We start from the raw sequence: 21,335 nt of genomic DNA, 5'->3' as shown, positions 1-21,335 counted from the left end.
AACAGGAAAAGGCCATGTCCGTAGCGGTAATTCAAATGGTCAGCCAAAGCGAAGTGCCGGCCAATCTGGCCCGGGCGCGCCAATTGCTGGAACAGGCGGCCGCCGGTGGTGCGAAACTGGCCGTGTTGCCGGAAAACTTCGCCGCCATGGGCCGGCGCGACGTCGCCGACATCGGTCGCGCCGAGGCGCTGGGCGAAGGCCCGATCCTGCCGTGGTTGAAACAGACGGCCCGCGACCTCAAGTTATGGATAGTGGCCGGTACCTTGCCGCTGCCGCCGGTGGATCAACCGACGGCCAAGGTGCATGCCTGCTCGTTGTTGGTAAATGATCACGGCGAGACGGTGGCGCGCTACGACAAGCTGCACCTGTTTGACGTGGACGTGGCGGACAATCGCGGCCGTTATCGCGAATCCGATGACTATGCTTATGGCAGTGGCGTGGTGGTTGCGGACACACCGGTGGGGCGAGTCGGCCTGACGGTCTGTTATGACCTGCGCTTCCCGGAGCTGTATAGCGAATTACGCGCTGCCGGGGCGGAGTTGATTACCGTGCCATCGGCGTTTACCGCGGTGACCGGCGCGGCGCATTGGGAGGTGCTGATTCGTGCGCGAGCCATCGAAACCCAGTGTTATGTGCTCGCGGCCGCCCAGGGTGGAACGCATCCGGGGTCGAGGGAAACCTGGGGGCACGCGGCCATTGTCGACCCCTGGGGGCGGGTACTGGCACAACAGGATCAAGGCGAGGCCGTGCTGCTGGCCGAACGCGATAGCAGCGAACAGGCGTCCATCCGGGCGCGGATGCCGGTGTCCAGTCACCGGCGCTTTTTCTCGCAGGGCGCCCAGCGACCTGCCTCAGAACGATGAATTTAAGGCGTAAAGCATATGAGCGAGTTGTTGTCCTCAGTCAGTGAACACCTCCTGGCGCCGGGTGGCGTAACGATCGAAAGCCTGCAAGGTGTGCTTGGCGACCTGGCCGGCCCAGGCATCGATGCCGCCGACCTGTATTTCCAGGGGCAGATTTCCGAGTCCTGGGCGCTGGAAGACGGCATCGTCAAGGAAGGCAGCTTCAACCTCGACCAAGGGGTTGGCGTGCGCGCGCAATCCGGTGAGAAGACCGGTTTTGCGTACAGCAACGCCATCACCCTGGAAGCCCTGGGCGCGGCGGCCCGTGCTGCCCGGTCGATCTCCCGAGCCGGGCAGAATGGCACCGTGCAAGCGTTTACCAGCCAGGACGTGGCGCAGTTGTACGGGCCGGACAATCCTCTGGAAGTGCTGACCCGTGCCGAGAAAGTCGATCTGCTCAAGCGCATCGATGCGGCCACCCGAGCCCTCGATCCGCGCATCCAGCAGGTCACCGTGAGCATGGCCGGTGTCTGGGAGCGGATCCTGGTAGCGTCCACCGACGGCGGCCTGGCGGCGGATGTACGGCCGCTGGTGCGCTTCAACGTCAGCGTGATCGTCGAGCAGAACGGCCGCCGCGAGCGCGGTGGCCACGGCGGTGGCGGGCGTACCGACTACCGTTATTTCCTCGCTGAAGACCGCGCCATGAGCTATGCCCGTGAGGCGCTGCGCCAGGCCTTGGTCAACCTGGAAGCCATTCCGGCGCCGGCCGGTACCTTGCCGGTGGTGCTGGGTTCGGGCTGGTCGGGCGTGTTGCTGCACGAAGCGGTCGGCCACGGCCTGGAAGGCGACTTCAACCGCAAAGGCAGTTCGGCCTACAGCGGGCGCATGGGCGAGATGGTTGCGTCCAAGCTGTGCACCATCGTCGATGACGGTACCCTGGCCGGGCGTCGCGGTTCCTTGAGCGTCGACGACGAAGGGACGCCGACCGAGTGCACCACGCTGATCGAAAACGGCGTACTCAAGGGCTACATGCAGGACAAGCTCAACGCCCGCCTGATGGGCGTGGCCCGCACCGGTAACGGTCGTCGCGAATCCTACGCGCACCTGCCGATGCCGCGCATGACCAACACCTACATGCTGGCCGGCGAAAGCGATCCGGAAGAAATCATCGCCTCGGTGAAACGCGGCATCTACTGCGCCAACCTCGGCGGTGGCCAGGTGGACATCACCAGCGGCAAGTTCGTGTTCTCCACCAGCGAAGCGTACCTGATCGAGGACGGCAAGATCACCGCCCCGGTCAAAGGCGCGACGTTGATCGGCAACGGCCCTGAAGCCATGAGCAAGGTGTCGATGGTCGGTAACGACCTGGCACTGGACAGCGGCGTGGGGACGTGTGGCAAGGATGGGCAATCGGTGCCGGTGGGTGTCGGCCAGCCAACGCTGAAAATTGATGCGATCACCGTGGGTGGCACGGGCGCATAGGGATTGATACATCCCCTGTAGGAGCTGCCGAAGGCTGCGATCTTTTGCTTTTTAGAAGATCAAAAGATCGCAGCCTGCGGCAGCTCCTACAGGAGTTGCGATGGCTTAACGCAGACCGCGTTGAGTCTCGTCCAGCTCACGGATGTACTTGAAGATTTTACGGCTGGAAGCAGGAGGCTTGTTTTGCGCAACCTCGTGCTGGGCCTGACGGATCAGGGAACGCAATTGCTGGCGGTCCGCGTCCGGGTAGTCGACGACGAATTTTTCCAGTACGGCATCGTCGCCGGCGATCAGGCGATCGCGCCAACGTTCCAGGTTATGGAAGCGTTCGTTGTACTGGCGGGTGGAGGCATCGAGTTGATCGAGCAAGACCAGAATCGCGTCAGTGTCCTGATCGCGCATCAGCTTGCCGATGAACTGAAGGTGCCGTTTACGCGCGATGTTCGCGGTGTGCTTGGGCGCATCGGCCAGGGCCCGACGCATGGCGTCGGTCAACGGCAGCTTTGCCAGCAAGTCAGGCTTGAGCGTTGTAAGGCGCTCGCCGAGGTCAACCAGAGCATGCAGCTCGCGTTTAACCTGGGATTTGCTTTTTTCTCCCGTATCGAGGGAGTCGTCGTAAGAATCAACCATGGTGGCCGTCCGCAAAGAAACGCCGCCATGATAACCAGTCGGGGGCCGCTTGTCCGGCCCGGTCGCTCGATGACCGTTACCGAAAGCAGAATTTGAGTGGAGAACAGCATGAGTGCAGTTGAGAGCGTCGGCCCACAAGCGTTGCCGGCACTGCAAGAACAGGTCGAGCAGATCATCGCTGAAGCCAAGCGCCAGGGCGCCAGTGCCTGTGAAGTGGCGGTGTCGCTGGAACAAGGCCTGTCGACCACGGTTCGTCAGCGTGAAGTCGAAACCGTCGAATTCAATCGCGACCAGGGTTTTGGCATCACGCTGTACGTCGGTCAGCGCAAGGGCTCGGCCAGCACCTCGGCCAGTGGCCCTGAGGCGATTCGTGAAACCGTAGCGGCTGCCCTGGCGATTGCCAAACACACCTCGGAAGACGAAGCCTCGGGCCTGGCGGATGCCGCGCTGATGGCCAAGGACGTGCAGGACTTCGACCTGTTCCACCAATGGGATATCACTCCGGAACAGGCGATCGAGCAGGCTCTGGCCTGTGAAGCTGCAGCCTTTGCTGCTGACAGCCGGATCAAGAACGCCGATGGTACGACCCTGAGTACCCATCAGGGCTGCCGTGTCTATGGCAATAGCCACGGGTTTGTTGGCGGTTATGCGTCGACCCGGCATAGCTTGAGCTGCGTCATGATCGCCGAGGCCGATGGCCAGATGCAGCGCGATTACTGGTACGACGTGAACCGCCAGGGCAACCTGCTGGCCGATCCGGTGAGCATCGGTCAACGTGCTGCCCAGCGCGCGGCGAGCCGTCTGGGCGCGCGTCCGGTGCCGACCTGCGAAGTGCCGGTGCTGTTTTCCGCGGAGCTGGCCGGTGGTTTGTTCGGCAGTTTCCTGTCGGCGATTTCCGGCGGCAGCCTGTATCGCAAATCGTCGTTCCTCGAAGGTACCCTGGGGCAGAAGCTGTTCCCGGAATGGCTGACCATCGACGAGCGTCCGCACCTGATGCGGGCCATGGGCAGTGCTGCGTTCGACGGCGATGGCCTGGCAACCTACGCCAAACCGTTCGTCGAAAAGGGCGAGCTGGTGTCCTACATCCTCGGCACCTACTCCGGCCGCAAGCTTGGCATGCCGAGCACCGCCAACGCGGGCGGCGTGCACAACCTGTTCGTCACCCACGGTGATGAGGACCAGGCTGCGTTGCTGCGTCGCATGGGCCGCGGCCTGCTGGTGACCGAACTGATGGGCCAGGGCCTGAACATGGTGACCGGCGATTACTCCCGTGGCGCGGCGGGTTACTGGGTCGAGAACGGCGAAATCCAGTTCGCGGTCCAGGAAGTAACCATCGCCGGCAACATGCGCGACATGTTCAAGCAGATCGTTGCCGTGGGTAATGACCTGGAGCTGCGCAGTAACATTCGCACCGGTTCGGTGTTGATCGAGCGGATGACGGTGGCGGGCAGCTAAGCCTCGCCGTTACACAAAAAGGCGCGCCACCCCTCAGGTGGCGCGCCTTTTTTTATATGCCTTACACAGATCCCATGTGGGAGCGGGCTTGCTCGCGAAGGCGGCACGCCAGTCAACGAAGATGTTGAATGTGCAGGCCTCTTCGCGAGCAAGCCCGCTCCCACAGTGAGTTCTACGTGCGCTATCGAGCTTGTGTTGGTTCTCATTATCATCTAATAATAAATCTCATTACCGAATGAGCCCCGGATCATGAGTTCTGCCTTGCACGAGCAGCCTTACCTCGAAAGCTGGCGTTGGATGAGTCGCCAGATCCGTTGCGCGATGGATCCCGACGAGCCGCGCCTGATCGATCATTACCTGGCCGAAGGCCGGTATCTGGCCTGTTGCACGGCAACCTCGCCCTGGACCATTGCCCAAACCTCCTTCCGTTTGCTGCTCGACACCGCTGCGGATGTCGCGCTGCCCTGGCACTGGCGCACTTACTGCCTCGACCAGGCCTGGCGCCCTTTGCGCGAACTCGAACGCCTCGCCTTGTGCAAATGCCGCCTCAAGCGCTGGCAGAGCTACACCTGGCAACTGGCGACCTGCGAGCTGCAACCCTCGATTCCCTTAACTGAACTGGTGCAAGGATTTTCAGATGACCAAGACACGTATTGAGCGCGACAGCATGGGCGAGCTTCAGGTCCCGCATGACGCCCTCTATGGCGCACAGACTCAGCGTGCAGTGGATAACTTCCCGATCAGCGGCAAGCCAATGCCGGTGCAGTTCATTCGCGCGTTGATCCTGGCCAAGGCTGCAGCAGCGCGCGCCAACATCGAGCTCAAGCAGATCAGCGAGTCCCAGGGCATCGCCATCGTCGAGGCTGCGCAAGGCTTGCTGGAAGGCGATTTCATGCAGCACTTCCCGGTGGATGTGTTCCAGACCGGTTCCGGCACCAGCTCCAACATGAACGCCAACGAAGTGATCGCCACCCTGGCCAGCCGCCTGCTCGGCGAGCCGGTGAACCCCAACGATCACGTCAATTGCGGGCAGAGCAGCAACGACATCATCCCGACCACTATCCACGTCAGTGCCGCGCTGGCCTTGCACGAACAGTTGTTGCCGGCCCTGAACGGGCTGGTTCAGGTGATCGAGCGCAAGGCGCAAGAGGTGCATCACCACGTCAAGACCGGGCGCACCCACCTGATGGATGCCATGCCGGTGCGCATGAGCCAGGTGCTCAATGGTTGGGCGCAACAACTCAAGGCCAACATCGGCCATTTGCAAGGCCTGCAGCCAAGCCTGCAATCCCTGGCCCAGGGCGGTACGGCAGTGGGCACCGGGGTCAATGCGCATCCCGAATTCGCGGCGCGCTTCAGCCAACAACTGAGCAAGCTGACCCAGGTGCAATTTACGCCGGGCGTGGATCTGTTTGCCTTGATCGGCTCCCAGGACACCGCCGTTGCCGTTTCCGGCCAGCTCAAGGCGACCGCGGTGTCGCTGATGAAAATCGCCAACGACCTGCGCTGGATGAACTCCGGTCCTCTGGCTGGCCTGGGTGAGATCGAGCTCGAAGCATTGCAGCCGGGGTCTTCGATCATGCCCGGCAAGGTCAACCCGGTGATCCCGGAGGCTACCGCCATGGTCGCCGCCCAGGTAATCGGCAACGACACGGTGATCACCATCGCCGGTCAGTCGGGCAATTTCGAGCTCAACGTGATGCTGCCCATCGTCGCCCAGAACCTGCTGGGCAGCATCGAATTGCTGGCCAACTCCAGCCGTCTGCTGGGGGAAAAGGCCATCGCCAGCTTCAAGGTCAACGAAGACCGGATCAAGCAAGCGCTCTCGCGCAACCCGATCCTGGTGACGGCACTCAACCCGATCATTGGCTACCAGAAAGCCGCTGAAATCGCCAAGAAGGCTTATCAGCAGGGCCGCCCGGTGATCGATGTCGCACTGGAGCACACCGAACTTCCGCGTAGCCAGCTGGAAACGTTGCTCAACCCGGAAAAACTCACCGCTGGCGGCGTGTAACCACCACCACCGCTTTGGAGGCTCACCATGGAACACTGGAAACGCACGATCGAAAGGGCAAATCGCTGTTTCATGTTGGGCGAGCTGGTCGATGCCCGCGAGGCTTACTTGCAGGCATTGGCCCTGGCCCAGGTGCTGTTCGAGCGCTGGGCAAATGCCGATGAAGCGGTGGCGGCCTGCGTGATCTCCCATCACAACCTGGCGGACCTGCATTTGCGCCTGAACCAGCCGGAGGAGAGCGCCGAGTACCTGTGCGCCATCCACCAGCGCCTGCTACAGACCGTGCAGGACCCGCGACTGACGCCAGCGCTGCGTGAAGCGGCGCTGCGCCAGAGCAACAAGACCTACGTCGAACTGCTGAATTTCATCAGCGAGCACGGTGAATATCCACGCACCCATCGGTTGCTGCACATCGAGACTGCCTCACCGTCGCATCGCCCTGCGCCTCACCATCATGGAGTCCACTGAACATGGCTTTTACCCTGCCTGCCTTGCCGTATGCCTACGACGCCCTGGAACCGCACATCGATGCGCAGACCATGGAAATCCACTACACCAAACACCACCAGACCTATATCAACAACCTCAACGCTGCGGTCGAGGGCACCGAGTTCGCCGAGTGGCCAGTGGAAAAGCTGGTGGCCGCCGTGCAGCAACTGCCGGAGAAGCTCCGTGCGGCAGTGATCAACCAGGGCGGCGGCCACGCCAACCATTCATTGTTCTGGGAAGTCATGGCGCCGCACGGCGGCGGCAAGCCTGAAGGCGCGCTGGCCAAGGCGATCGATGAGCAGCTGGGTGGCCTCGACAGTTTCAAGGACGCTTTCACCAAGGCGGCGTTGACCCGTTTCGGCAGTGGCTGGGCGTGGCTGAGCGTAACCCCACAAAAGACCCTGGTCGTGGAAAGCAGCGGCAACCAGGACAGCCCGTTGATGAACGGCAATACGCCGATCCTCGGCCTGGATGTGTGGGAACACGCCTATTACCTGCGGTATCAGAATCGCCGTCCGGAATACATCAGCGCGTTCTACAACGTGATCAATTGGCCGGAAGTTGCGGCGCGCTATCAAGCGGCACTGGCCTGAGTCCTTTATAAAAACAACCCAAGGCTGATTATGGGCACTGAAACGCTGGCGATCGGAAGTGGACGAATGTTTCGTTACGCATTCGGATCGCTGTTACTGCTGGCGGGCATGAGCTTGCTGGTTGCACATGGGCTGGCCTGGCTGGACCTTGAACCGCGGCTGTCGCGGGCGTTGCAGGGCGGTGCGATCTGCGCCCTGGGCACGGCGCTCGGGGCTGTGCCGGTGCTGGTGATCCGGCGCATGCCCCAGGCACTCAGCGATTCCCTGCTGGGCTTTGGTGCTGGCGTCATGCTCGCGGCGACAGCGTTTTCGCTGATCATGCCGGGCATTGCCGCGGCAGAAAACCTGGGCATGAGTCCGTGGGCTGCCAGCGGCCTGATGTGTCTTGGCATCCTGCTCGGCGCCTTCGGTCTGTTCCTGGTGGATTGCCAGGTCTCGGGTGCTTCACCGCAAATGCTCGTCGGCACCGTGGAGCATCCGGTCATTGCGCCACGGATCTGGCTGTTCGTGTTTGCCATCATTGCCCATAACATCCCCGAAGGCATGGCGGTCGGCGTGTCGGCCGGTGGCGGCATGCCTGACGCCGACAGCCTGGCGATGGGCATTGCCCTGCAGGATGTGCCGGAGGGGTTGGTGATCGCGCTGGTGCTGGCGGGAGCCGGGATGTCGCGGTTCAAGGCTTTCCTGATCGGTGCTGCTTCAGGGTTGGTGGAGCCAGTGTTCGCGCTGTTGTGCGCATGGCTGGTGAGCCTGGCCGAACTGTTGTTGCCTTTGGGGTTGGCGCTGGCGGCGGGGGCGATGCTGTTGGTGGTCACCCACGAAGTGATTCCCGAGTCGCGCCGCAATGGTCACGACAAATTGGCAAGCCTTGGGCTGCTGATCGGGTTTTGCCTGATGATGGTGATGGATACGGCGTTGGCCTAAAAAGATCGCAGCCTGCGGCATCTCCTACAGGTAAACACGATCCCATGTAGGAGCTGCCGCAGGCTGCGATCTTTTGATCTTGACCTTTATTCGCCTTCGTCGAAGTAGTTGTTGATCAACTTCACCAGCGCATCCAGCGCTTCCTGTTCCTGCTCGCCTTCCGTGCTCAGGTAAATCCTGGTGCCCTTGCCGGCGGCCAGCATCATCATCGCCATGATGCTTTTACCGTCGACGGTGGTCTCTGGCGTGCGTCCTACCCTGATCGTGCAATCCTTGAATTGACCGGCGATTCCAACGAATTTTGCCGAAGCGCGGGCATGCAGGCCCAGCTTGTTGATGATTTCGATTTCCAGAGCAGGCATCGCGGTGTGAATCCTTTAGCTGAGGTCGCGGTGGCGAACCTGGACGTTCTTCAGGGATTGCTGCAGGACCTGGCCAAGACGTTCAGTCAGGTAGACGGAGCGGTGATGGCCGCCGGTGCAGCCAATGGCAATAGTGACATAGGCGCGGTTGCTGGCGGCAAAACGTGGCAGCCATTTGAGCAGGTACGTAGAAATGTCCTGGAACATCTCCTCGACATCGGGTTGCGCCGCCAGGTAATCGGCCACCGGTTGGTCGAGCCCGGACTGCTCGCGCAGTTCCGGCTTCCAGTAAGGATTGGGCAGGCAGCGCACATCGAATACCAGGTCGGCGTCGACCGGCATGCCACGCTTGAACCCGAACGACTCCACGAGGAATGCCGTGCCGGGTTCCGGCTGGTTCAGCAGGCGCAGCTTGATGGTATCGCGCAGTTGGTACAGGTTCAGGCTGGTGGTGTTGAGCTTGAGGTCGGCCAGGTCGGCAATCGGCCCGAGCAGGGTGGTCTCGTCGTTGATCGCCTCGGCCAGTGAGCGGTTGGCATTGCTCAGCGGGTGACGGCGGCGGGTTTCCGAGAAACGCTTGAGCAGGGTTTCCTCGTCGGCATCCAGGTACAGGACATCGCACTGGATGTGGCGGCTGCGCACTTCGGCCAGCAGTTCGGGGAAACGCGACAGGTGACTTGGCAGGTTGCGCGCATCGATGGATACGGCAACCAGCGGTTGCGCCAGCTCGGTGTGAATCAGCGCGCGCTCGGCCAGTTCGGGCAGCAAACCGGCAGGCAGGTTGTCGATGCAGTAGTAGCCGTTGTCCTCGAGGACGTCGAGGGCGGTACTTTTACCTGAGCCGGAACGACCGCTGACGATGATCAAGCGCATGATTAGTGACCGTTTTGCTCGTCCAGGACAACCTGATACAAGGCTTCATTGCTCGCGGCGCTGCGCAGTTTTTCGCGCACTTCCTTGCGGTCGAGCATGCTGGCGATCTGGCGCAAAAGCTCCAGGTGCGCATCGGTAGCGGCTTCCGGGACCAGTAGCACGAACAGCAGGTCAACCGGAGCGCCGTCGATGGCGTCGAAATCGATGGGGGCGTCGAGGTGCATCAAGGCGCTGATGGGCGATGTGCAGCCCTTCAGGCGACAGTGGGGAATGGCGATGCCGTTGCCAAAACCCGTCGAACCGAGTTTTTCACGGGCGATCAAAGCCTCGAAGACATCTTGCATCTCCAGATCCGGCACTTCCCGGGCGATCAGGTTGGCAATTTGCTCGAGGGCTTTCTTTTTACTGCCGCCCGGCACGTTCACCAGGGAACGGCCGGGGGTCAGGATGCTTTCAAGTCGGATCATGGGTTGGGAGTGTTAACGACCCGTAGCGCCCTGGAGGAGGCTCTGGGTCTTTTCCTTATGCTTTTTGAGTTGTTTATCCAGCTTGTCGGTCAGTAAGTCGATAGCTGCGTACATATCAGTATGTTCCGCGTTTGCGACGACCTCATTGCCGGGAATATGCAGCGTGGCTTCGATTTTTTGCTTCAGCTTTTCGACGCACATCGTGACTTGCACGTTGGTGATCTTGTCGAAATGTCGCTCCAATCGTTCGAGTTTTTCGCCGATGTAGGTGCGAAGAGGTTCGGTCACTTCCAGTTGGTGTCCACTGATGTTGACTTGCATACAGCTTCTCCTTCGTTGCCAGTGCATAAAGCGGCAGATCCAGATGATCTGCCACTGGAACGCTGTGGCGTGGCCCTACATCAACCGCTTGCGTTCGCTCGAAGGCGCGATCCCGAGGGATTCGCGGTACTTGGCGACGGTGCGGCGAGCCACCTGAATGCCTTGTGCCTCCAGTAAACCAGCGATCTTGCTGTCACTCAACGGCTTTTTCTGATTTTCCGCCGCCACCAGTTTTTTGATGATCGCGCGAATCGCCGTGGACGAGCATTCTCCGCCCTCGGAGGTGCTGACGTGGCTGGAGAAAAAGTATTTCAGTTCATAGATGCCCCGAGGGGTATGCATGAATTTCTGCGTGGTCACCCGCGAAATCGTCGACTCGTGCATGCCGACCGCTTCGGCGATGTCATGCAGCACCAGCGGTTTCATGGCCTCGTCGCCGTACTCCAGGAAGCCGCGCTGATGCTCGACAATCTGCGTGGCCACTTTCATCAGGGTTTCGTTGCGGCTCTGCAGGCTCTTGATGAACCAGCGGGCTTCCTGCAGCTGATTGCGCATGAAGGTGTTGTCGGCGCTGGTGTCGGCACGGCGCACGAAGCCTGCGTACTGGGCGTTGACCCGCAGGCGCGGCACTGACTCCTGGTTCAACTCCACCAACCAGCGCTCGTTGTCCTTGCGCACGATCACGTCGGGCACCACATATTCGGCTTCGGTCGACTCGATTTGCGAGCCAGGGCGCGGGTTGAGGCTCTGCACCAGTTCGATCACCTGGCGCAGTTCATCTTCCTTGAGCTTCATGCGGCGCATCAGCTGGCTGTAGTCGCGGCTGCCGAGCAAGTCGATGTAGTCGGTGACCAGGCGCTTGGCCTCGGCCAGCCAAGGCGTCTTGGCGGGTAGCTGGCGCAATTGCAGCAGCAGGCATTCGCCCAGGTTGCGGGCAGCGATGCCGGCGGGTTCGAATTGCTGGATGCGGTGCAGGACGGCTTCGATTTCGTCCAGTTCGATGTCCAGTTCCGGATCGAAGGCTTCGAGGATCTCCTCCAGCGTCTCGTCCAGATAACCCTGGTTGTTGATGCAGTCGATCAGGGTCACGGCGATCAGGCGATCGGTGTCGGACATCGGTGCCAGGTTCAATTGCCACAGCAGGTGGCTTTGCAGGCTCTCGCCCGCCGATGTGCGGGTGGTGAAGTCCCACTCGTCGTCATCGTTGCTCGGCAGGCTGCTGGCACTGGTCTGGTACACGTCTTCCCAGGCGGTGTCGACCGGCAGTTCGTTAGGAATGCGCTCGTTCCAGTCGCCTTCCTCGAGGTTATCGACCGTCGGGGCGGTTTCCTGGTAAGAGGGTTCCTGGATGTCGGTACTGGGCTTGTGTTCGGCGTTGTCGGCCAGCGGGTCGGAATTGTCGAAGTCGTCGCCTTCTTCCTGGCGCTCGAGCATCGGGTTGGACTCCAGGGCCTCCTGGATTTCCTGTTGCAGGTCCAGGGTCGACAATTGGAGCAGGCGGATGGCCTGTTGCAGCTGCGGTGTCATCGTCAGCTGCTGGCCCATTCTCAAGACTAGCGATGGTTTCATGGCAGGGGCTTAACACCTTATTCGCCGGCGCACATGCGCCATCCACTACAGGGCGCCGGAGCGCCAAACATAAGCAAATTATATGCCCGAAACCGCGGCGTTTGCCTAGAGCGCTGTAACAATAAAAAAAGGTTGATTTTTTATTGCGCCGAGCGCTCGGTCGACCCGCCGGACACCTCGACGCTTACAGACGGAATTCGTGCCCCAGGTACACTTCCTTGACCAGGTCATTGGCCAGGATGGTTTCAGCGTCACCTTCGGCGATCAGTTGGCCATCGTTGACGATGTAGGCGGTTTCGCAGATATCCAGGGTTTCACGGACGTTGTGGTCGGTGATCAGCACGCCGATGCCCTTGGCCTTGAGGTGATGGATGATCTGCTTGATGTCGCCCACCGAAATCGGGTCGACGCCGGCGAACGGTTCGTCGAGCAGGATGAATTTCGGGTTGGTGGCCAGTGCCCGGGCGATTTCCACGCGGCGGCGCTCGCCGCCGGACAGGCTCATGCCGAGGTTGTCGCGGATGTGGCTGATGTGGAATTCCTGCAGCAGGCTTTCCAGTTCCTTGCGGCGGCCGGCCTTGTCGAGTTCCTTGCGGGTCTCGAGGATGGCCATGATGTTGTCGGCCACCGACAGTTTGCGGAAGATCGACGCTTCCTGTGGCAGATAGCCGATACCCGCCTTGGCGCGACCGTGCATCGGCTGGTGGCTGACGTCGAGGTCATCGATCAGCACGCGGCCCTGATCGGCCTGTACCAGGCCGACGATCATGTAGAAGCAGGTGGTCTTGCCGGCGCCGTTGGGGCCGAGCAGGCCGACGATCTGGCCGCTGTCGATGGACAGGCTGACGTCACGCACGACCTGGCGGCTCTTGTAGCTCTTGGCCAGGTGCTGGGCTTTCAGAGTTGCCATTACGGGGCCTTTTGCTCGTCGGTTTTCTTTTTCGGCTGGATCACCATGTCGATGCGCGGACGCGACTCGGTCACCTTGCTGCCTGTGGCGCGACCGGCGCTGGCCAGTTTCTTCTCGGTGTCATAGACGATTTTCTCGCCTTGGGTGACGTTGTTGTCCTTGTCGATGACTTTGGCCTTGTCGATCAGCACGACGCGGTTTTGCGGAGCGAGGTACTGGATGGTCACGCCCCAGCCCTGCACCGGCTTGGAGTCGCCAGCCGTCTGCATTTGCTCGAAGTAGGCCAGGTTGCCCACCGAGGTCACCACGTCGATGTCGCCGTTCGGCGCGCGGGTCATCGTTACCTTATTGCCGGTGACCTTCATCGAGCCCTGGGTGATGATGACGTCGCCGCTGTACGTGGCGATGCCTTGCTTGTCGTCCAGCTGGGCATCGTCGGCCTGAATGCGAATAGGCTGCTGTTGATCGTCCGGCAGAGCCCAGGCGCTCACGCTTCCCAGTGCAGCGCCCAGACTGAGCAAAATAGGGAGGGTTTTAACGAGCCTCATACTGTCCTCTTACGTTCGATAGCAGGTGTATCCTGCTTTCTTTCAAATACGCCTTCATTCCCTTGCCAGTCGATACACCGCCAGCGCCGTCGATTCTAACGTCTCGCTCGGTCTGCGCATATTGCTGCTGCGGGAACACGGTCATGCGAGTGGTGGTGATCAGCGTCCTGCGATTTTTCTCGTCAAAACGTGTAATGCGTACCGAATCGATCAACTCGACCTCAGTGCCGTCGGGATTGACCTCGCCTTTTTCGCTCTGCACGTGCCACGGAAACTCGGTGCCGCGGAACATGTTCAGGTCGGGGTTTGTCAGCAGCGTCACCTCGGTGGCCTTGAGGTGCTCGACCTTGTCCGACGTCATCTCGTACTGCAGCCTGCCGTCCGGCAGGAACTGTACGCTGTGGGCGTTGGTGGCGTAATAGTCGATCGCACTCTCATCGACTTGCACGACCGGCTTGTCGAGGAAGCGTTCCGGGCTGATGTTCCAGTAGCCGACCGCAGCGAAAATCGCCGTGATGCTACCGAACACCAGTATGTTGCGAAACTTTTTACTTAGCATTATCTGGCTCACAGGTACGCGGCGTTAGCCTCATCGAGACGGCCTTGGGCGCGCAGGATCAATTCGCAGAATTCACGGGCGGCACCTTCGCCACCTCGGGCCTGGGTGATGCCGTGAGCGTGCTCGCGCACGAAGCTGGCGGCATTGGCCACGGCCATGCCCAGGCCGACGCGGCGGATCACTGGCAGGTCCGGCAAATCGTCTCCGAGGTAGGCGACCTGCTCATAGCTTAGGCCGAGTTGGCCAAGAAGCTCGTCGAGCACCACCAGTTTGTCCTCGCGGCCCTGATACAGGTGGGGGATGCCGAGGTTCTTCGCCCGTCGCTCGACCACCGGGGTCTTGCGCCCGCTGATGATGGCGGTTTGCACGCCGGCCGCCATCAGCATCTTGATGCCCTGGCCGTCGAGTGTGTTGAAGGTCTTGAATTCGCTGCCGTCTTCGAGGAAGTACAGGCGCCCGTCGGTCAGGACGCCGTCGACATCGAACACCGCCAGCTTGATCTGTTTGCCGCGTTGCAGCAGGTCAGCGCTCATTACATTACTCCCGCACGCAGCAAGTCGTGCATGTTCAAGGCGCCGACCGGGCGATCTTCGCTGTCGACCACGACCAGCGCGTTGATTTTGTGATCTTCCATTATTTTCAGGGCCTCGGCGGCGAGCATTTCGGCGCGGGCGGTCTTGCCGTGGGCTGTCATGACCTGATCGATGGTGGCGCTGTGGATGTCGATACTGCGGTCCAGCGTGCGACGCAAATCACCGTCGGTGAAGATCCCGGCCAGCTTGCCATCGGCCTCGAGCACCACGGTCATGCCCAGGCCTTTGCGGGTCATTTCCATCAGCGCATCCTTGAGCAGGGTGCCGCGTTGTACTTGCGGCAGCTCCTGCCCGGCGTGCATGACGTTTTCGACTTTCAGCAGCAGGCGTCGGCCCAATGCACCGCCCGGGTGGGAAAAGGCGAAATCCTCGGCGGTAAAACCGCGGGCTTCCAGCAGTGCAACGGCCAGGGCATCGCCCATGACCAGCGCGGCGGTCGTCGACGAGGTGGGCGCGAGGTTCAGCGGGCAGGCTTCATGCTCGACATGCACATTCAGGTTGACCTCGGCGGCCTTGGCCAGCGGTGAGTTGGGCTTGCCGGTCATGCTGATCAACTGGATGCCCAGGCGCTTGATCAGTGGCAACAGGGTGACGATTTCATTGGTTGAGCCGGAATTCGACAGCGCCAGGATGATGTCGTCGCGGGTGATCATGCCCATGTCGCCATGGCTGGCCTCGGCGGGGTGCACGAAAAAGGCCGTGGTGCCGGTACTGGCCAGCGTCGCGGCGATCTTGTTGCCGATATGCCCCGATTTGCCCATGCCGACCACGACGACACGGCCTTTGCTGGCCAGAATCATTTCGCAGGCGCGCACGAAATCCGCGTCGATACGGGGCAGCAAGCCTTTTACGGCTTCCACTTCGAGGCGGATGGTGCGTTGTGCTGACTTGATCAGGTCGCTGGATTGGCTCATTTCGAAAATGTTTAGCCTGATGAAAAGGCGGCGATTATAGCCGGTATGGTTCAAACCCTCACGCAAGTTCGTTGCCCATTGTCATTCATTGTTACCTAATCCCCTCTGGATTGAGCCTTCCTGGCTGTCATGTTGCTGAACATGGCCCGGCATTGGCCTTGGGCGCGTGCCGCTTGCAGTGATATAGTTCGCCGCCAGTTCGGCCCGCCCAGGAGGTAGTGTGCTTTTGTCAGGAAGCCAGGCGTCCGAGTGTGAGGCTGCATCGCAAGGAGTTTAGATGAGCGCCGATAACGCCTACGCGGTCGAGCTGAAGGGACTGACCTTCAAGCGCGGTACGCGCAGCATTTTCAATAACATTGATATCCGCATCCCGCGCGGCAAGGTCACCGGCATCATGGGGCCTTCCGGATGTGGCAAGACCACGCTGTTGCGCCTGATGGGCGCGCAGTTGCGGCCTGCCAGTGGCGAAGTCTGGGTCAATGGCCAGAACCTGCCGGCGTTGTCGCGCAGTGATCTGTTCGATGCACGCAAGCACATGGGTGTGCTGTTTCAGAGTGGCGCACTGTTTACCGACCTCGATGTCTTCGAGAACGTCGCCTTCCCGTTGCGCGTTCATACCGGGCTGCCCGAAGAAATGATCCGCGACATCGTCCTGCTCAAATTGCAGGCCGTGGGGTTGCGTGGCGCCATCGACCTGATGCCCGACGAGCTGTCCGGCGGCATGAAACGTCGCGTCGCACTGGCGCGGGCGATTGCGCTCGATCCACAGATTCTCATGTATGACGAGCCTTTTGTCGGCCAGGACCCCATTGCCATGGGTGTGCTGGTGCGTCTGATCCGCTTGCTCAACGATGCGCTGGGCATTACCAGTATCGTGGTGTCCCATGACCTGGCCGAAACCGCCAGCATTGCCGACTACATCTATGTGGTGGGCGATGGCCAGGTATTGGGGCAGGGCACGCCCGACGAACTGATGAACTCGGACGAGCCGCGTATCCGTCAATTCATGACAGGCGAGCCCGACGGTCCGGTCGCCTATCACTTTCCAGCGACGGATTACCGCGCAGATCTTCTGGGGAAGCGTTGATGCGCAAGATTTCACTGTTGGAAAGGGTGCGCCGGTTCGGCCACGCGGGCATCGATGTGCTGGCGGTGTTCGGGCGCTCCTCGATTTTCCTGTTTCATGCACTGCTGGGACGCGGGGGGATCGGTGGCGGGTTTGGCCTGCTGGTCAAGCAACTGCATTCGGTGGGGGTAATGTCCCTGGTGATCATCGTGGTCTCCGGGATATTCATCGGCATGGTGCTGGCGCTCCAGGGCTTCAACATCCTGTCCAGCTACGGTTCGGAGCAGGCGGTGGGGCAGATGGTGGCGCTGACGCTGCTGCGTGAACTGGGGCCGGTGGTCACCGCATTGCTGTTCGCCGGGCGTGCCGGTTCGGCGCTGACGGCGGAAATCGGCAACATGAAGTCCACCGAACAGCTCTCCAGCCTGGAAATGATCGGGGTGGACCCGCTCAAGTACATCATTGCCCCGCGCCTGTGGGCCGGCTTCATTTCCTTGCCGGTGCTGGCGATGATTTTCAGCGTGGTGGGTATCTGGGGCGGTTCCTGGGTGGCCGTCGACTGGCTGGGTGTCTATGACGGCTCCTACTGGGCGAACATGCAGAACAGCGTGACGTTTGCCGACGATGTGCTCAACGGCATCATCAAAAGCATGGTCTTTGCCTTTGTCGTGACCTGGATCGCCGTATTCCAAGGCTATGACTGTGAGCCCACTTCAGAAGGGATCAGTCGTGCCACTACCAAGACCGTGGTGTATGCCTCTTTGGCTGTGCTCGGCCTGGACTTTATTCTGACCGCCTTGATGTTTGGAGATTTCTGATGCAAAACCGCACCCTGGAAATCGGTGTCGGCCTTTTCTTGCTGGCTGGCATCCTGGCTTTGCTGTTGCTGGCGTTGCGGGTCAGTGGCCTGTCCCCGAGCCCGAACACCGAAACCTATAAACTTTATGCGTATTTCGACAATATCGCCGGATTGACTGTCAGAGCCAAGGTGACCATGGCCGGTGTGACCATCGGCAAGGTCACGGCAATCGATCTGGACCGCGACAGTTTCACTGGTCGGGTGACCATGCAGCTGGAGAAGCGTGTAGATAATCTACCGGCAGACTCCACTGCATCTATCCTGACCGCTGGCCTGTTGGGCGAGAAGTACATCGGTATCAGCGTGGGTGGGGAAGAAGCCCTGCTCAAGGATGGCGGGACCATCCATGACACCCAGTCGTCGCTGGTGCTCGAGGACCTGATCGGTAAATTCCTGCTCAATACCGTTAGCAAAGACGCCAAATGAGGAGCTTTTGAATGATCTCTACCTTGCGACGTGGCCTGTTGGTTTTGCTCGCGGCCTTGCCGTTGGTGGCTAACGCCGTGGCGGCACCTTCCGCGCACGAACTGGTCCAGGACACTACCAACCGGTTGCTGGCCGACCTGGCCGCCAACAAAGAGAAGTACAAGCAGGATCCGCAGGACTTCTATGCAGCGCTCAACAGCATTGTCGGCCCGGTGGTGGATGCCGAGGGCATTTCCAAGAGCATCATGACGGTCAAGTACTCGCGCAAAGCCACACCTGCGCAAATGAAGACCTTTGAAGAAAACTTCAAGAAGGGTCTGTTCCAGTTCTATGGCAATGCCCTGCTCGAGTACAACAACCAGGGCATCACCGTTGACCCTGCCAAGGACGAGTCGGGCGAACGTACCAGCGTCGGCATGACGGTCAAGGGCAGCAACGGCGCGATCTATCCTGTGTCCTACACGCTGGAGAAGGTCGGCGGCGAGTGGAAGCTGCGTAACGTCATCATCAACGGCATCAACATTGGCAAGCTGTTCCGTGATCAGTTCGCTGATGCGATGCAGCGCAATGGCAACGACCTGGACAAAACCATCAATGGTTGGGCAGGGGAAGTCGCCAAGGCCAAGGAATCCACCGAGAAACAGACCCAATGAGTGAGTCGGCGGTCCGCATGGACGAGGCCGGCGAGCTGCGGCTCAGCGGTGTGCTGGATTATCGAACCGGTCCGGAACTGCGCCGGCAGGGGCAGTCGCTGATTAACTCCAGCAAGGCCGCGGCCGTGGTGGTCGATTGTTCAGCGGTGGAGAAGTCCAGCAGCGTCGGTCTGTCGTTGCTGTTGTGTTTCATGCGTGATGCCCAGGCGGCCGGCAAGGCGCTGAGCATCCGCGGGATGCCAGAAGATATGCGCGAAATAGCCCAGGTCAGTGAGCTGACCGAGCTGTTGGCGCATCCCTAACCCGCATCTATAAGGAAGCCCCCCGTCAGAGTCCTGCTTCCCGGGGTTCGCAGGCGCGGGGCTTTTTTGTATGATGTCCGACCCGCGCGCACAGGGCGCCGATTGAGGTTGAGCATGCAGGCCAACGAAGTTAAGAGCTTTCTTGAAGGAAAGCTGCCCGGAACGAATGTAGAAGTCGAGGGCGAAGGCTGCAATTTCCAGCTGAACGTGATTAGCGATGAACTGGCGGCGTTGAGCCCGGTGAAGCGTCAGCAGCAGATCTATGCCCATTTGAACCCATGGATCACCGATGGCAGCATCCATGCGGTCACTATGAAATTTTTCAGCAGCGCGGCCTGGGCCGAGCGCACCTGAGCCCAAGGGCGTCGAGATTCTTATGGATAAATTGATTATTACTGGCGGTGCTCGTCTCGATGGCGAAATCCGTATCTCCGGGGCAAAGAACTCGGCACTGCCGATTCTCGCTGCCACCCTGCTGTGCGACGGTCCCGTGACCGTGGCCAACCTGCCGCACCTGCACGACATCACCACCATGATCGAGTTGTTCGGTCGCATGGGCATCGAGCCGGTGATCGACGAGAAGCTGGCCGTTGAAATCGACCCGCGCACCATCAAGACCCTGATCGCTCCGTACGAACTGGTTAAAACCATGCGTGCGTCGATCCTGGTGCTGGGCCCGATGGTTGCCCGCTTCGGTGAAGCCGAAGTCGCGCTGCCTGGCGGTTGCGCCATCGGCTCGCGTCCGGTTGACCTGCACATCCGTGGCCTGGAAGCCATGGGCGCGATCATCGACGTCGAAGGCGGCTACATCAAGGCCAAGGCCCCTGAAGGCGGCCTGCGTGGCGCGCACTTCTTCTTCGACACCGTCAGTGTGACCGGTACCGAAAACATCATGATGGCGGCCGCTTTGGCCAAGGGTCGCAGCGTTCTGGCTAACGCCGCGCGCGAGCCGGAAGTGGTCGACCTGGCGAACTTCCTGAACGCCATGGGTGCCAAGGTTTCCGGTGCTGGCACCGACACCATCACCATCGATGGCGTCGATCGTCTGCACACCACCACCTACAAGGTGATGCCGGACCGTATCGAAACCGGCACCTACCTGGTGGCCGCGGCCGTGACCGGCGGGCGTGTGAAGGTCAAGGACACCGATCCGACCATCCTCGAAGCCGTGCTGGAAAAACTCCGCGAAGCCGGTGCCGAAATCACCTGCGGCGAAGACTGGATCGAGCTGAACATGCACGGCAAGCGGCCTAAAGCCGTCAACGTGCGCACCGCTCCGTACCCGGCGTTCCCGACCGACATGCAGGCGCAGTTCATCTCCCTCAACGCCATTGCCGAAGGCACCGGCGCCGTGATCGAGACGATCTTCGAAAACCGCTTCATGCACGTGTACGAACTGCACCGCATGGGCGCCAAGATCCAGGTCGAAGGCAACACCGCCATCGTTACCGGTACCGAGAAGCTCAAGGGCGCGCCAGTGATGGCCACCGACCTGCGTGCCTCGGCCAGCCTGGTGATCTCGGCGCTGATCGCCGACGGCGACACCCTGATCGACCGCATCTACCACATAGACCGTGGCTACGAGTGCATCGAAGAGAAACTGCAGATGCTGGGCGCCAAGATCCGCCGCGTTCCGGGCTAGTACCTGCTGCATGGGCACAGGGAAGTGCCCGTTGAATTGTTCAAAGTCGAGGGTGGTCTACACCCTCGATGTATGTCCGGCGCCATTTGCGACCGGGCATGAGTACCTTGATAAGGACTGACGTTTCCCATGTTGACCATCGCACTGTCCAAGGGCCGCATCCTTGACGACACCCTGCCGCTTCTGGCTGAAGCGGGCATCGTGCCGACCGAGAATCCGGACAAGAGCCGCAAGCTGATCATCCCCACGACCCAGGAAGATGTACGCCTGTTGATCGTGCGTGCCACCGACGTGCCGACTTATGTCGAGCATGGTGCCGCCGACCTCGGTGTCGCCGGTAAAGACGTGCTGATGGAATACGGCGGCCAGGGCCTGTACGAGCCGCTGGACCTGCAGATTGCCCAGTGCAAGTTGATGACCGCCGGCAAGGTCGGCGCAGTCGAGCCCAAGGGCCGCCTGCGTATCGCCACCAAGTTCGTCAACGTTGCCAAGCGTTACTACGCCGAACAAGGCCGTCAGGTCGACATCATCAAGCTCTACGGCTCGATGGAACTGGCGCCGCTGATCGGGCTGGCCGACAAGATCATCGACGTGGTCGACACCGGTAACACGCTGCGGGCCAACGGCCTGGAGCCACAGGATTTCATCGCGGCCATCAGCTCCCGACTGATCGTCAACAAGGCTTCGATGAAAATGCAGCACGCCCGTATCCAGGCGTTGATCGACACCCTGCGCAAGGCAGTGGAGTCTCGACACCGCGGCTGATTCACCTGCGCGGCCTTGAGTCGCGCCCGTCTATCCGCCTCATAGCCAGAATTCTCAGGTGCCCAAGCGGAAACGAC

27 protein-coding genes are annotated in these 21,335 nt (G+C 60.7%); 16 read left to right on the top strand and 11 right to left on the bottom strand.

Annotated elements, in window-relative coordinates; translation table 11 throughout:
• Positions 1-14: 14 nt before the first annotated feature.
• Together NPS56_RS06910 and tldD are read left to right on the top strand one after the other, a co-directional pair.
• Positions 15-863 carry a carbon-nitrogen hydrolase family protein gene (locus NPS56_RS06910; RefSeq protein ID WP_274074137.1) on the top strand — a complete coding sequence of 283 codons (849 nt, stop codon included), beginning with the start codon at positions 15-17 and terminating at the stop codon, positions 861-863.
• 18 nt (positions 864-881) lie between these two features.
• Entirely contained in the window at positions 882-2,324 is a 1,443-nt protein-coding gene (tldD, locus tag NPS56_RS06905; protein WP_274074018.1) for a metalloprotease TldD, read from the top strand.
• Positions 2,325-2,429: 105 nt separating this feature from the next.
• Here tldD and yjgA read toward each other — a convergent pair whose 3' ends face one another.
• Entirely contained in the window at positions 2,430-2,954 is a 525-nt protein-coding gene (yjgA, locus tag NPS56_RS06900) for a ribosome biogenesis factor YjgA (RefSeq protein ID WP_034148278.1), read from the bottom strand.
• Positions 2,955-3,062: 108 nt separating this feature from the next.
• Here yjgA and pmbA point away from each other — a divergent pair, with 108 nt between their 5' ends.
• The 6 genes from pmbA (at position 3,063) to NPS56_RS06870 (ending at position 8,429) form a co-directional block, all read left to right on the top strand.
• Positions 3,063-4,409, top strand: a complete 1,347-nt coding sequence (gene pmbA / locus NPS56_RS06895) for a metalloprotease PmbA (RefSeq protein ID WP_046820559.1) — start codon at positions 3,063-3,065, stop codon at positions 4,407-4,409.
• 249 nt (positions 4,410-4,658) lie between these two features.
• Positions 4,659-5,066, top strand: coding sequence for a hypothetical protein (locus NPS56_RS06890; RefSeq protein WP_046820558.1), 408 nt, complete (start codon positions 4,659-4,661; stop codon positions 5,064-5,066).
• Positions 5,047-6,423, top strand: coding sequence for a class II fumarate hydratase (locus NPS56_RS06885; RefSeq protein ID WP_274074017.1), 1,377 nt, complete (start codon positions 5,047-5,049; stop codon positions 6,421-6,423). Before NPS56_RS06890 ends, NPS56_RS06885 begins: the two co-directional genes overlap by 20 nt.
• 27 nt (positions 6,424-6,450) lie before the next feature.
• Entirely contained in the window at positions 6,451-6,891 is a 441-nt protein-coding gene (locus tag NPS56_RS06880; RefSeq protein WP_274074016.1) for a hypothetical protein, read from the top strand.
• Between the two features lie 2 nt (positions 6,892-6,893).
• The gene (locus tag NPS56_RS06875; RefSeq protein ID WP_046820555.1) at positions 6,894-7,505 is read left to right on the top strand and encodes a superoxide dismutase; all 612 of its coding nucleotides are present in this window, start codon (positions 6,894-6,896) and stop codon (positions 7,503-7,505) included.
• A gap of 30 nt (positions 7,506-7,535) precedes the next feature.
• Entirely contained in the window at positions 7,536-8,429 is an 894-nt protein-coding gene (locus NPS56_RS06870) for a ZIP family metal transporter (RefSeq protein WP_274074015.1), read from the top strand.
• 86 nt (positions 8,430-8,515) lie between these two features.
• On the opposite strand, the gene NPS56_RS06865 is transcribed toward NPS56_RS06870, so the two are convergent.
• The 10 genes from NPS56_RS06865 to NPS56_RS06820 all read right to left on the bottom strand — a co-directional run bounded on the left by NPS56_RS06865 (position 8,516) and on the right by NPS56_RS06820 (position 15,545).
• Positions 8,516-8,791, bottom strand: coding sequence for an HPr family phosphocarrier protein (locus NPS56_RS06865; protein WP_046820553.1), 276 nt, complete (start codon positions 8,789-8,791; stop codon positions 8,516-8,518).
• A 15-nt stretch (positions 8,792-8,806) separates the two neighbouring features.
• Positions 8,807-9,664 carry an RNase adapter RapZ gene (gene rapZ / locus NPS56_RS06860; RefSeq protein ID WP_083348227.1) on the bottom strand — a complete coding sequence of 286 codons (858 nt, stop codon included), beginning with the start codon at positions 9,662-9,664 and terminating at the stop codon, positions 8,807-8,809.
• 2 nt (positions 9,665-9,666) lie between these two features.
• A complete protein-coding gene (gene ptsN, locus NPS56_RS06855) occupies positions 9,667-10,131 on the bottom strand; it encodes a PTS IIA-like nitrogen regulatory protein PtsN (RefSeq protein ID WP_274074014.1) in 465 nt (154 codons plus the stop codon).
• 12 nt (positions 10,132-10,143) lie between these two features.
• A complete protein-coding gene (gene hpf, locus NPS56_RS06850) occupies positions 10,144-10,452 on the bottom strand; it encodes a ribosome hibernation-promoting factor, HPF/YfiA family (RefSeq protein WP_274074013.1) in 309 nt (102 codons plus the stop codon).
• Between the two features lie 75 nt (positions 10,453-10,527).
• A complete protein-coding gene (locus NPS56_RS06845) occupies positions 10,528-12,021 on the bottom strand; it encodes an RNA polymerase factor sigma-54 (RefSeq protein WP_274074012.1) in 1,494 nt (497 codons plus the stop codon).
• 184 nt (positions 12,022-12,205) lie between these two features.
• Positions 12,206-12,931: an LPS export ABC transporter ATP-binding protein gene (gene lptB, locus NPS56_RS06840; protein ID WP_008054366.1), complete on the bottom strand. Its 726-nt coding sequence runs from the start codon at positions 12,929-12,931 to the stop codon at positions 12,206-12,208.
• Positions 12,931-13,479: a lipopolysaccharide transport periplasmic protein LptA gene (gene lptA / locus NPS56_RS06835; RefSeq protein ID WP_274074011.1), complete on the bottom strand. Its 549-nt coding sequence runs from the start codon at positions 13,477-13,479 to the stop codon at positions 12,931-12,933. The genes lptB and lptA overlap by 1 nt, the downstream gene beginning before the upstream one ends.
• Positions 13,466-14,038: an LPS export ABC transporter periplasmic protein LptC gene (lptC, locus tag NPS56_RS06830; RefSeq protein WP_274074010.1), complete on the bottom strand. Its 573-nt coding sequence runs from the start codon at positions 14,036-14,038 to the stop codon at positions 13,466-13,468. The genes lptA and lptC overlap by 14 nt, the downstream gene beginning before the upstream one ends.
• A gap of 8 nt (positions 14,039-14,046) precedes the next feature.
• Positions 14,047-14,571: a KdsC family phosphatase gene (locus tag NPS56_RS06825; RefSeq protein ID WP_274074009.1), complete on the bottom strand. Its 525-nt coding sequence runs from the start codon at positions 14,569-14,571 to the stop codon at positions 14,047-14,049.
• Positions 14,571-15,545: a KpsF/GutQ family sugar-phosphate isomerase gene (locus NPS56_RS06820; protein ID WP_274074008.1), complete on the bottom strand. Its 975-nt coding sequence runs from the start codon at positions 15,543-15,545 to the stop codon at positions 14,571-14,573. The genes NPS56_RS06825 and NPS56_RS06820 overlap by 1 nt, the downstream gene beginning before the upstream one ends.
• Before the next feature lie 277 nt (positions 15,546-15,822).
• Here NPS56_RS06820 and NPS56_RS06815 point away from each other — a divergent pair, with 277 nt between their 5' ends.
• The 8 genes from NPS56_RS06815 to hisG all read left to right on the top strand — a co-directional run bounded on the left by NPS56_RS06815 (position 15,823) and on the right by hisG (position 21,258).
• Positions 15,823-16,632, top strand: coding sequence for an ATP-binding cassette domain-containing protein (locus NPS56_RS06815; RefSeq protein ID WP_274074007.1), 810 nt, complete (start codon positions 15,823-15,825; stop codon positions 16,630-16,632).
• Positions 16,632-17,429 carry a lipid asymmetry maintenance ABC transporter permease subunit MlaE gene (gene mlaE / locus NPS56_RS06810; RefSeq protein ID WP_274074006.1) on the top strand — a complete coding sequence of 266 codons (798 nt, stop codon included), beginning with the start codon at positions 16,632-16,634 and terminating at the stop codon, positions 17,427-17,429. Before NPS56_RS06815 ends, mlaE begins: the two co-directional genes overlap by 1 nt.
• Entirely contained in the window at positions 17,429-17,896 is a 468-nt protein-coding gene (gene mlaD, locus NPS56_RS06805; RefSeq protein WP_034147091.1) for an outer membrane lipid asymmetry maintenance protein MlaD, read from the top strand. Before mlaE ends, mlaD begins: the two co-directional genes overlap by 1 nt.
• A gap of 11 nt (positions 17,897-17,907) precedes the next feature.
• Entirely contained in the window at positions 17,908-18,549 is a 642-nt protein-coding gene (locus tag NPS56_RS06800; RefSeq protein ID WP_274074005.1) for an MlaC/ttg2D family ABC transporter substrate-binding protein, read from the top strand.
• The gene (locus NPS56_RS06795) at positions 18,546-18,851 is read left to right on the top strand and encodes an STAS domain-containing protein (protein WP_274074004.1); all 306 of its coding nucleotides are present in this window, start codon (positions 18,546-18,548) and stop codon (positions 18,849-18,851) included. The genes NPS56_RS06800 and NPS56_RS06795 overlap by 4 nt, the downstream gene beginning before the upstream one ends.
• Positions 18,852-18,965: 114 nt before the next feature.
• On the top strand, positions 18,966-19,205 hold the full coding sequence (locus NPS56_RS06790) for a BolA family protein (protein ID WP_274074003.1): 240 nt from the start codon (positions 18,966-18,968) through the stop codon (positions 19,203-19,205).
• Positions 19,206-19,227: 22 nt separating this feature from the next.
• Positions 19,228-20,493, top strand: coding sequence for a UDP-N-acetylglucosamine 1-carboxyvinyltransferase (gene murA / locus NPS56_RS06785; protein WP_274074002.1), 1,266 nt, complete (start codon positions 19,228-19,230; stop codon positions 20,491-20,493).
• A 129-nt stretch (positions 20,494-20,622) separates the two neighbouring features.
• The gene (gene hisG, locus NPS56_RS06780; RefSeq protein ID WP_008018703.1) at positions 20,623-21,258 is read left to right on the top strand and encodes an ATP phosphoribosyltransferase; all 636 of its coding nucleotides are present in this window, start codon (positions 20,623-20,625) and stop codon (positions 21,256-21,258) included.
• Positions 21,259-21,335: the final 77 nt, after the last annotated feature.

This window comes from Pseudomonas putida, from assembly GCF_028682635.1.
Classification (GTDB): Bacteria; Pseudomonadota; Gammaproteobacteria; order Pseudomonadales; family Pseudomonadaceae; genus Aquipseudomonas; species Aquipseudomonas putida_AE.
The sequence above is the reverse complement of the archived record's forward strand: the minus strand, read 5'-3'. Positions and strand labels throughout refer to the sequence as shown.

Bases quoted from the DNA above. Each gene is read 5' to 3' on its own strand.
- NPS56_RS06800 (WP_274074005.1), top strand. From the start codon at position 17,908: ATGATCTCTACCTTGCGACGTGGCCTGTTGGTTTTGCTCGCGGCCTTG.
- tldD (WP_274074018.1), top strand. From the start codon at position 882: ATGAGCGAGTTGTTGTCCTCAGTCAGTGAACACCTCCTGGCGCCGGGT.
- lptC (WP_274074010.1), bottom strand. From the start codon at position 14,038: ATGCTAAGTAAAAAGTTTCGCAACATACTGGTGTTCGGTAGCATCACG.
- NPS56_RS06890 (WP_046820558.1), top strand. From the start codon at position 4,659: ATGAGTTCTGCCTTGCACGAGCAGCCTTACCTCGAAAGCTGGCGTTGG.
- rapZ (WP_083348227.1), bottom strand. From the start codon at position 9,664: ATGCGCTTGATCATCGTCAGCGGTCGTTCCGGCTCAGGTAAAAGTACC.
- NPS56_RS06815 (WP_274074007.1), top strand. From the start codon at position 15,823: ATGAGCGCCGATAACGCCTACGCGGTCGAGCTGAAGGGACTGACCTTC.
- NPS56_RS06825 (WP_274074009.1), bottom strand. From the start codon at position 14,571: ATGAGCGCTGACCTGCTGCAACGCGGCAAACAGATCAAGCTGGCGGTG.
- NPS56_RS06885 (WP_274074017.1), top strand. From the start codon at position 5,047: ATGACCAAGACACGTATTGAGCGCGACAGCATGGGCGAGCTTCAGGTC.
- NPS56_RS06875 (WP_046820555.1), top strand. From the start codon at position 6,894: ATGGCTTTTACCCTGCCTGCCTTGCCGTATGCCTACGACGCCCTGGAA.
- yjgA (WP_034148278.1), bottom strand. From the start codon at position 2,954: ATGGTTGATTCTTACGACGACTCCCTCGATACGGGAGAAAAAAGCAAA.
- hisG (WP_008018703.1), top strand. From the start codon at position 20,623: ATGTTGACCATCGCACTGTCCAAGGGCCGCATCCTTGACGACACCCTG.
- lptB (WP_008054366.1), bottom strand. From the start codon at position 12,931: ATGGCAACTCTGAAAGCCCAGCACCTGGCCAAGAGCTACAAGAGCCGC.
- hpf (WP_274074013.1), bottom strand. From the start codon at position 10,452: ATGCAAGTCAACATCAGTGGACACCAACTGGAAGTGACCGAACCTCTT.
- NPS56_RS06820 (WP_274074008.1), bottom strand. From the start codon at position 15,545: ATGAGCCAATCCAGCGACCTGATCAAGTCAGCACAACGCACCATCCGC.
- NPS56_RS06795 (WP_274074004.1), top strand. From the start codon at position 18,546: ATGAGTGAGTCGGCGGTCCGCATGGACGAGGCCGGCGAGCTGCGGCTC.
- NPS56_RS06865 (WP_046820553.1), bottom strand. From the start codon at position 8,791: ATGCCTGCTCTGGAAATCGAAATCATCAACAAGCTGGGCCTGCATGCC.
- NPS56_RS06910 (WP_274074137.1), top strand. From the start codon at position 15: ATGTCCGTAGCGGTAATTCAAATGGTCAGCCAAAGCGAAGTGCCGGCC.
- NPS56_RS06880 (WP_274074016.1), top strand. From the start codon at position 6,451: ATGGAACACTGGAAACGCACGATCGAAAGGGCAAATCGCTGTTTCATG.
- mlaE (WP_274074006.1), top strand. From the start codon at position 16,632: ATGCGCAAGATTTCACTGTTGGAAAGGGTGCGCCGGTTCGGCCACGCG.
- NPS56_RS06790 (WP_274074003.1), top strand. From the start codon at position 18,966: ATGCAGGCCAACGAAGTTAAGAGCTTTCTTGAAGGAAAGCTGCCCGGA.
- pmbA (WP_046820559.1), top strand. From the start codon at position 3,063: ATGAGTGCAGTTGAGAGCGTCGGCCCACAAGCGTTGCCGGCACTGCAA.
- lptA (WP_274074011.1), bottom strand. From the start codon at position 13,479: ATGAGGCTCGTTAAAACCCTCCCTATTTTGCTCAGTCTGGGCGCTGCA.
- mlaD (WP_034147091.1), top strand. From the start codon at position 17,429: ATGCAAAACCGCACCCTGGAAATCGGTGTCGGCCTTTTCTTGCTGGCT.
- ptsN (WP_274074014.1), bottom strand. From the start codon at position 10,131: ATGATCCGACTTGAAAGCATCCTGACCCCCGGCCGTTCCCTGGTGAAC.
- NPS56_RS06845 (WP_274074012.1), bottom strand. From the start codon at position 12,021: ATGAAACCATCGCTAGTCTTGAGAATGGGCCAGCAGCTGACGATGACA.
- NPS56_RS06870 (WP_274074015.1), top strand. From the start codon at position 7,536: ATGGGCACTGAAACGCTGGCGATCGGAAGTGGACGAATGTTTCGTTAC.
- murA (WP_274074002.1), top strand. From the start codon at position 19,228: ATGGATAAATTGATTATTACTGGCGGTGCTCGTCTCGATGGCGAAATC.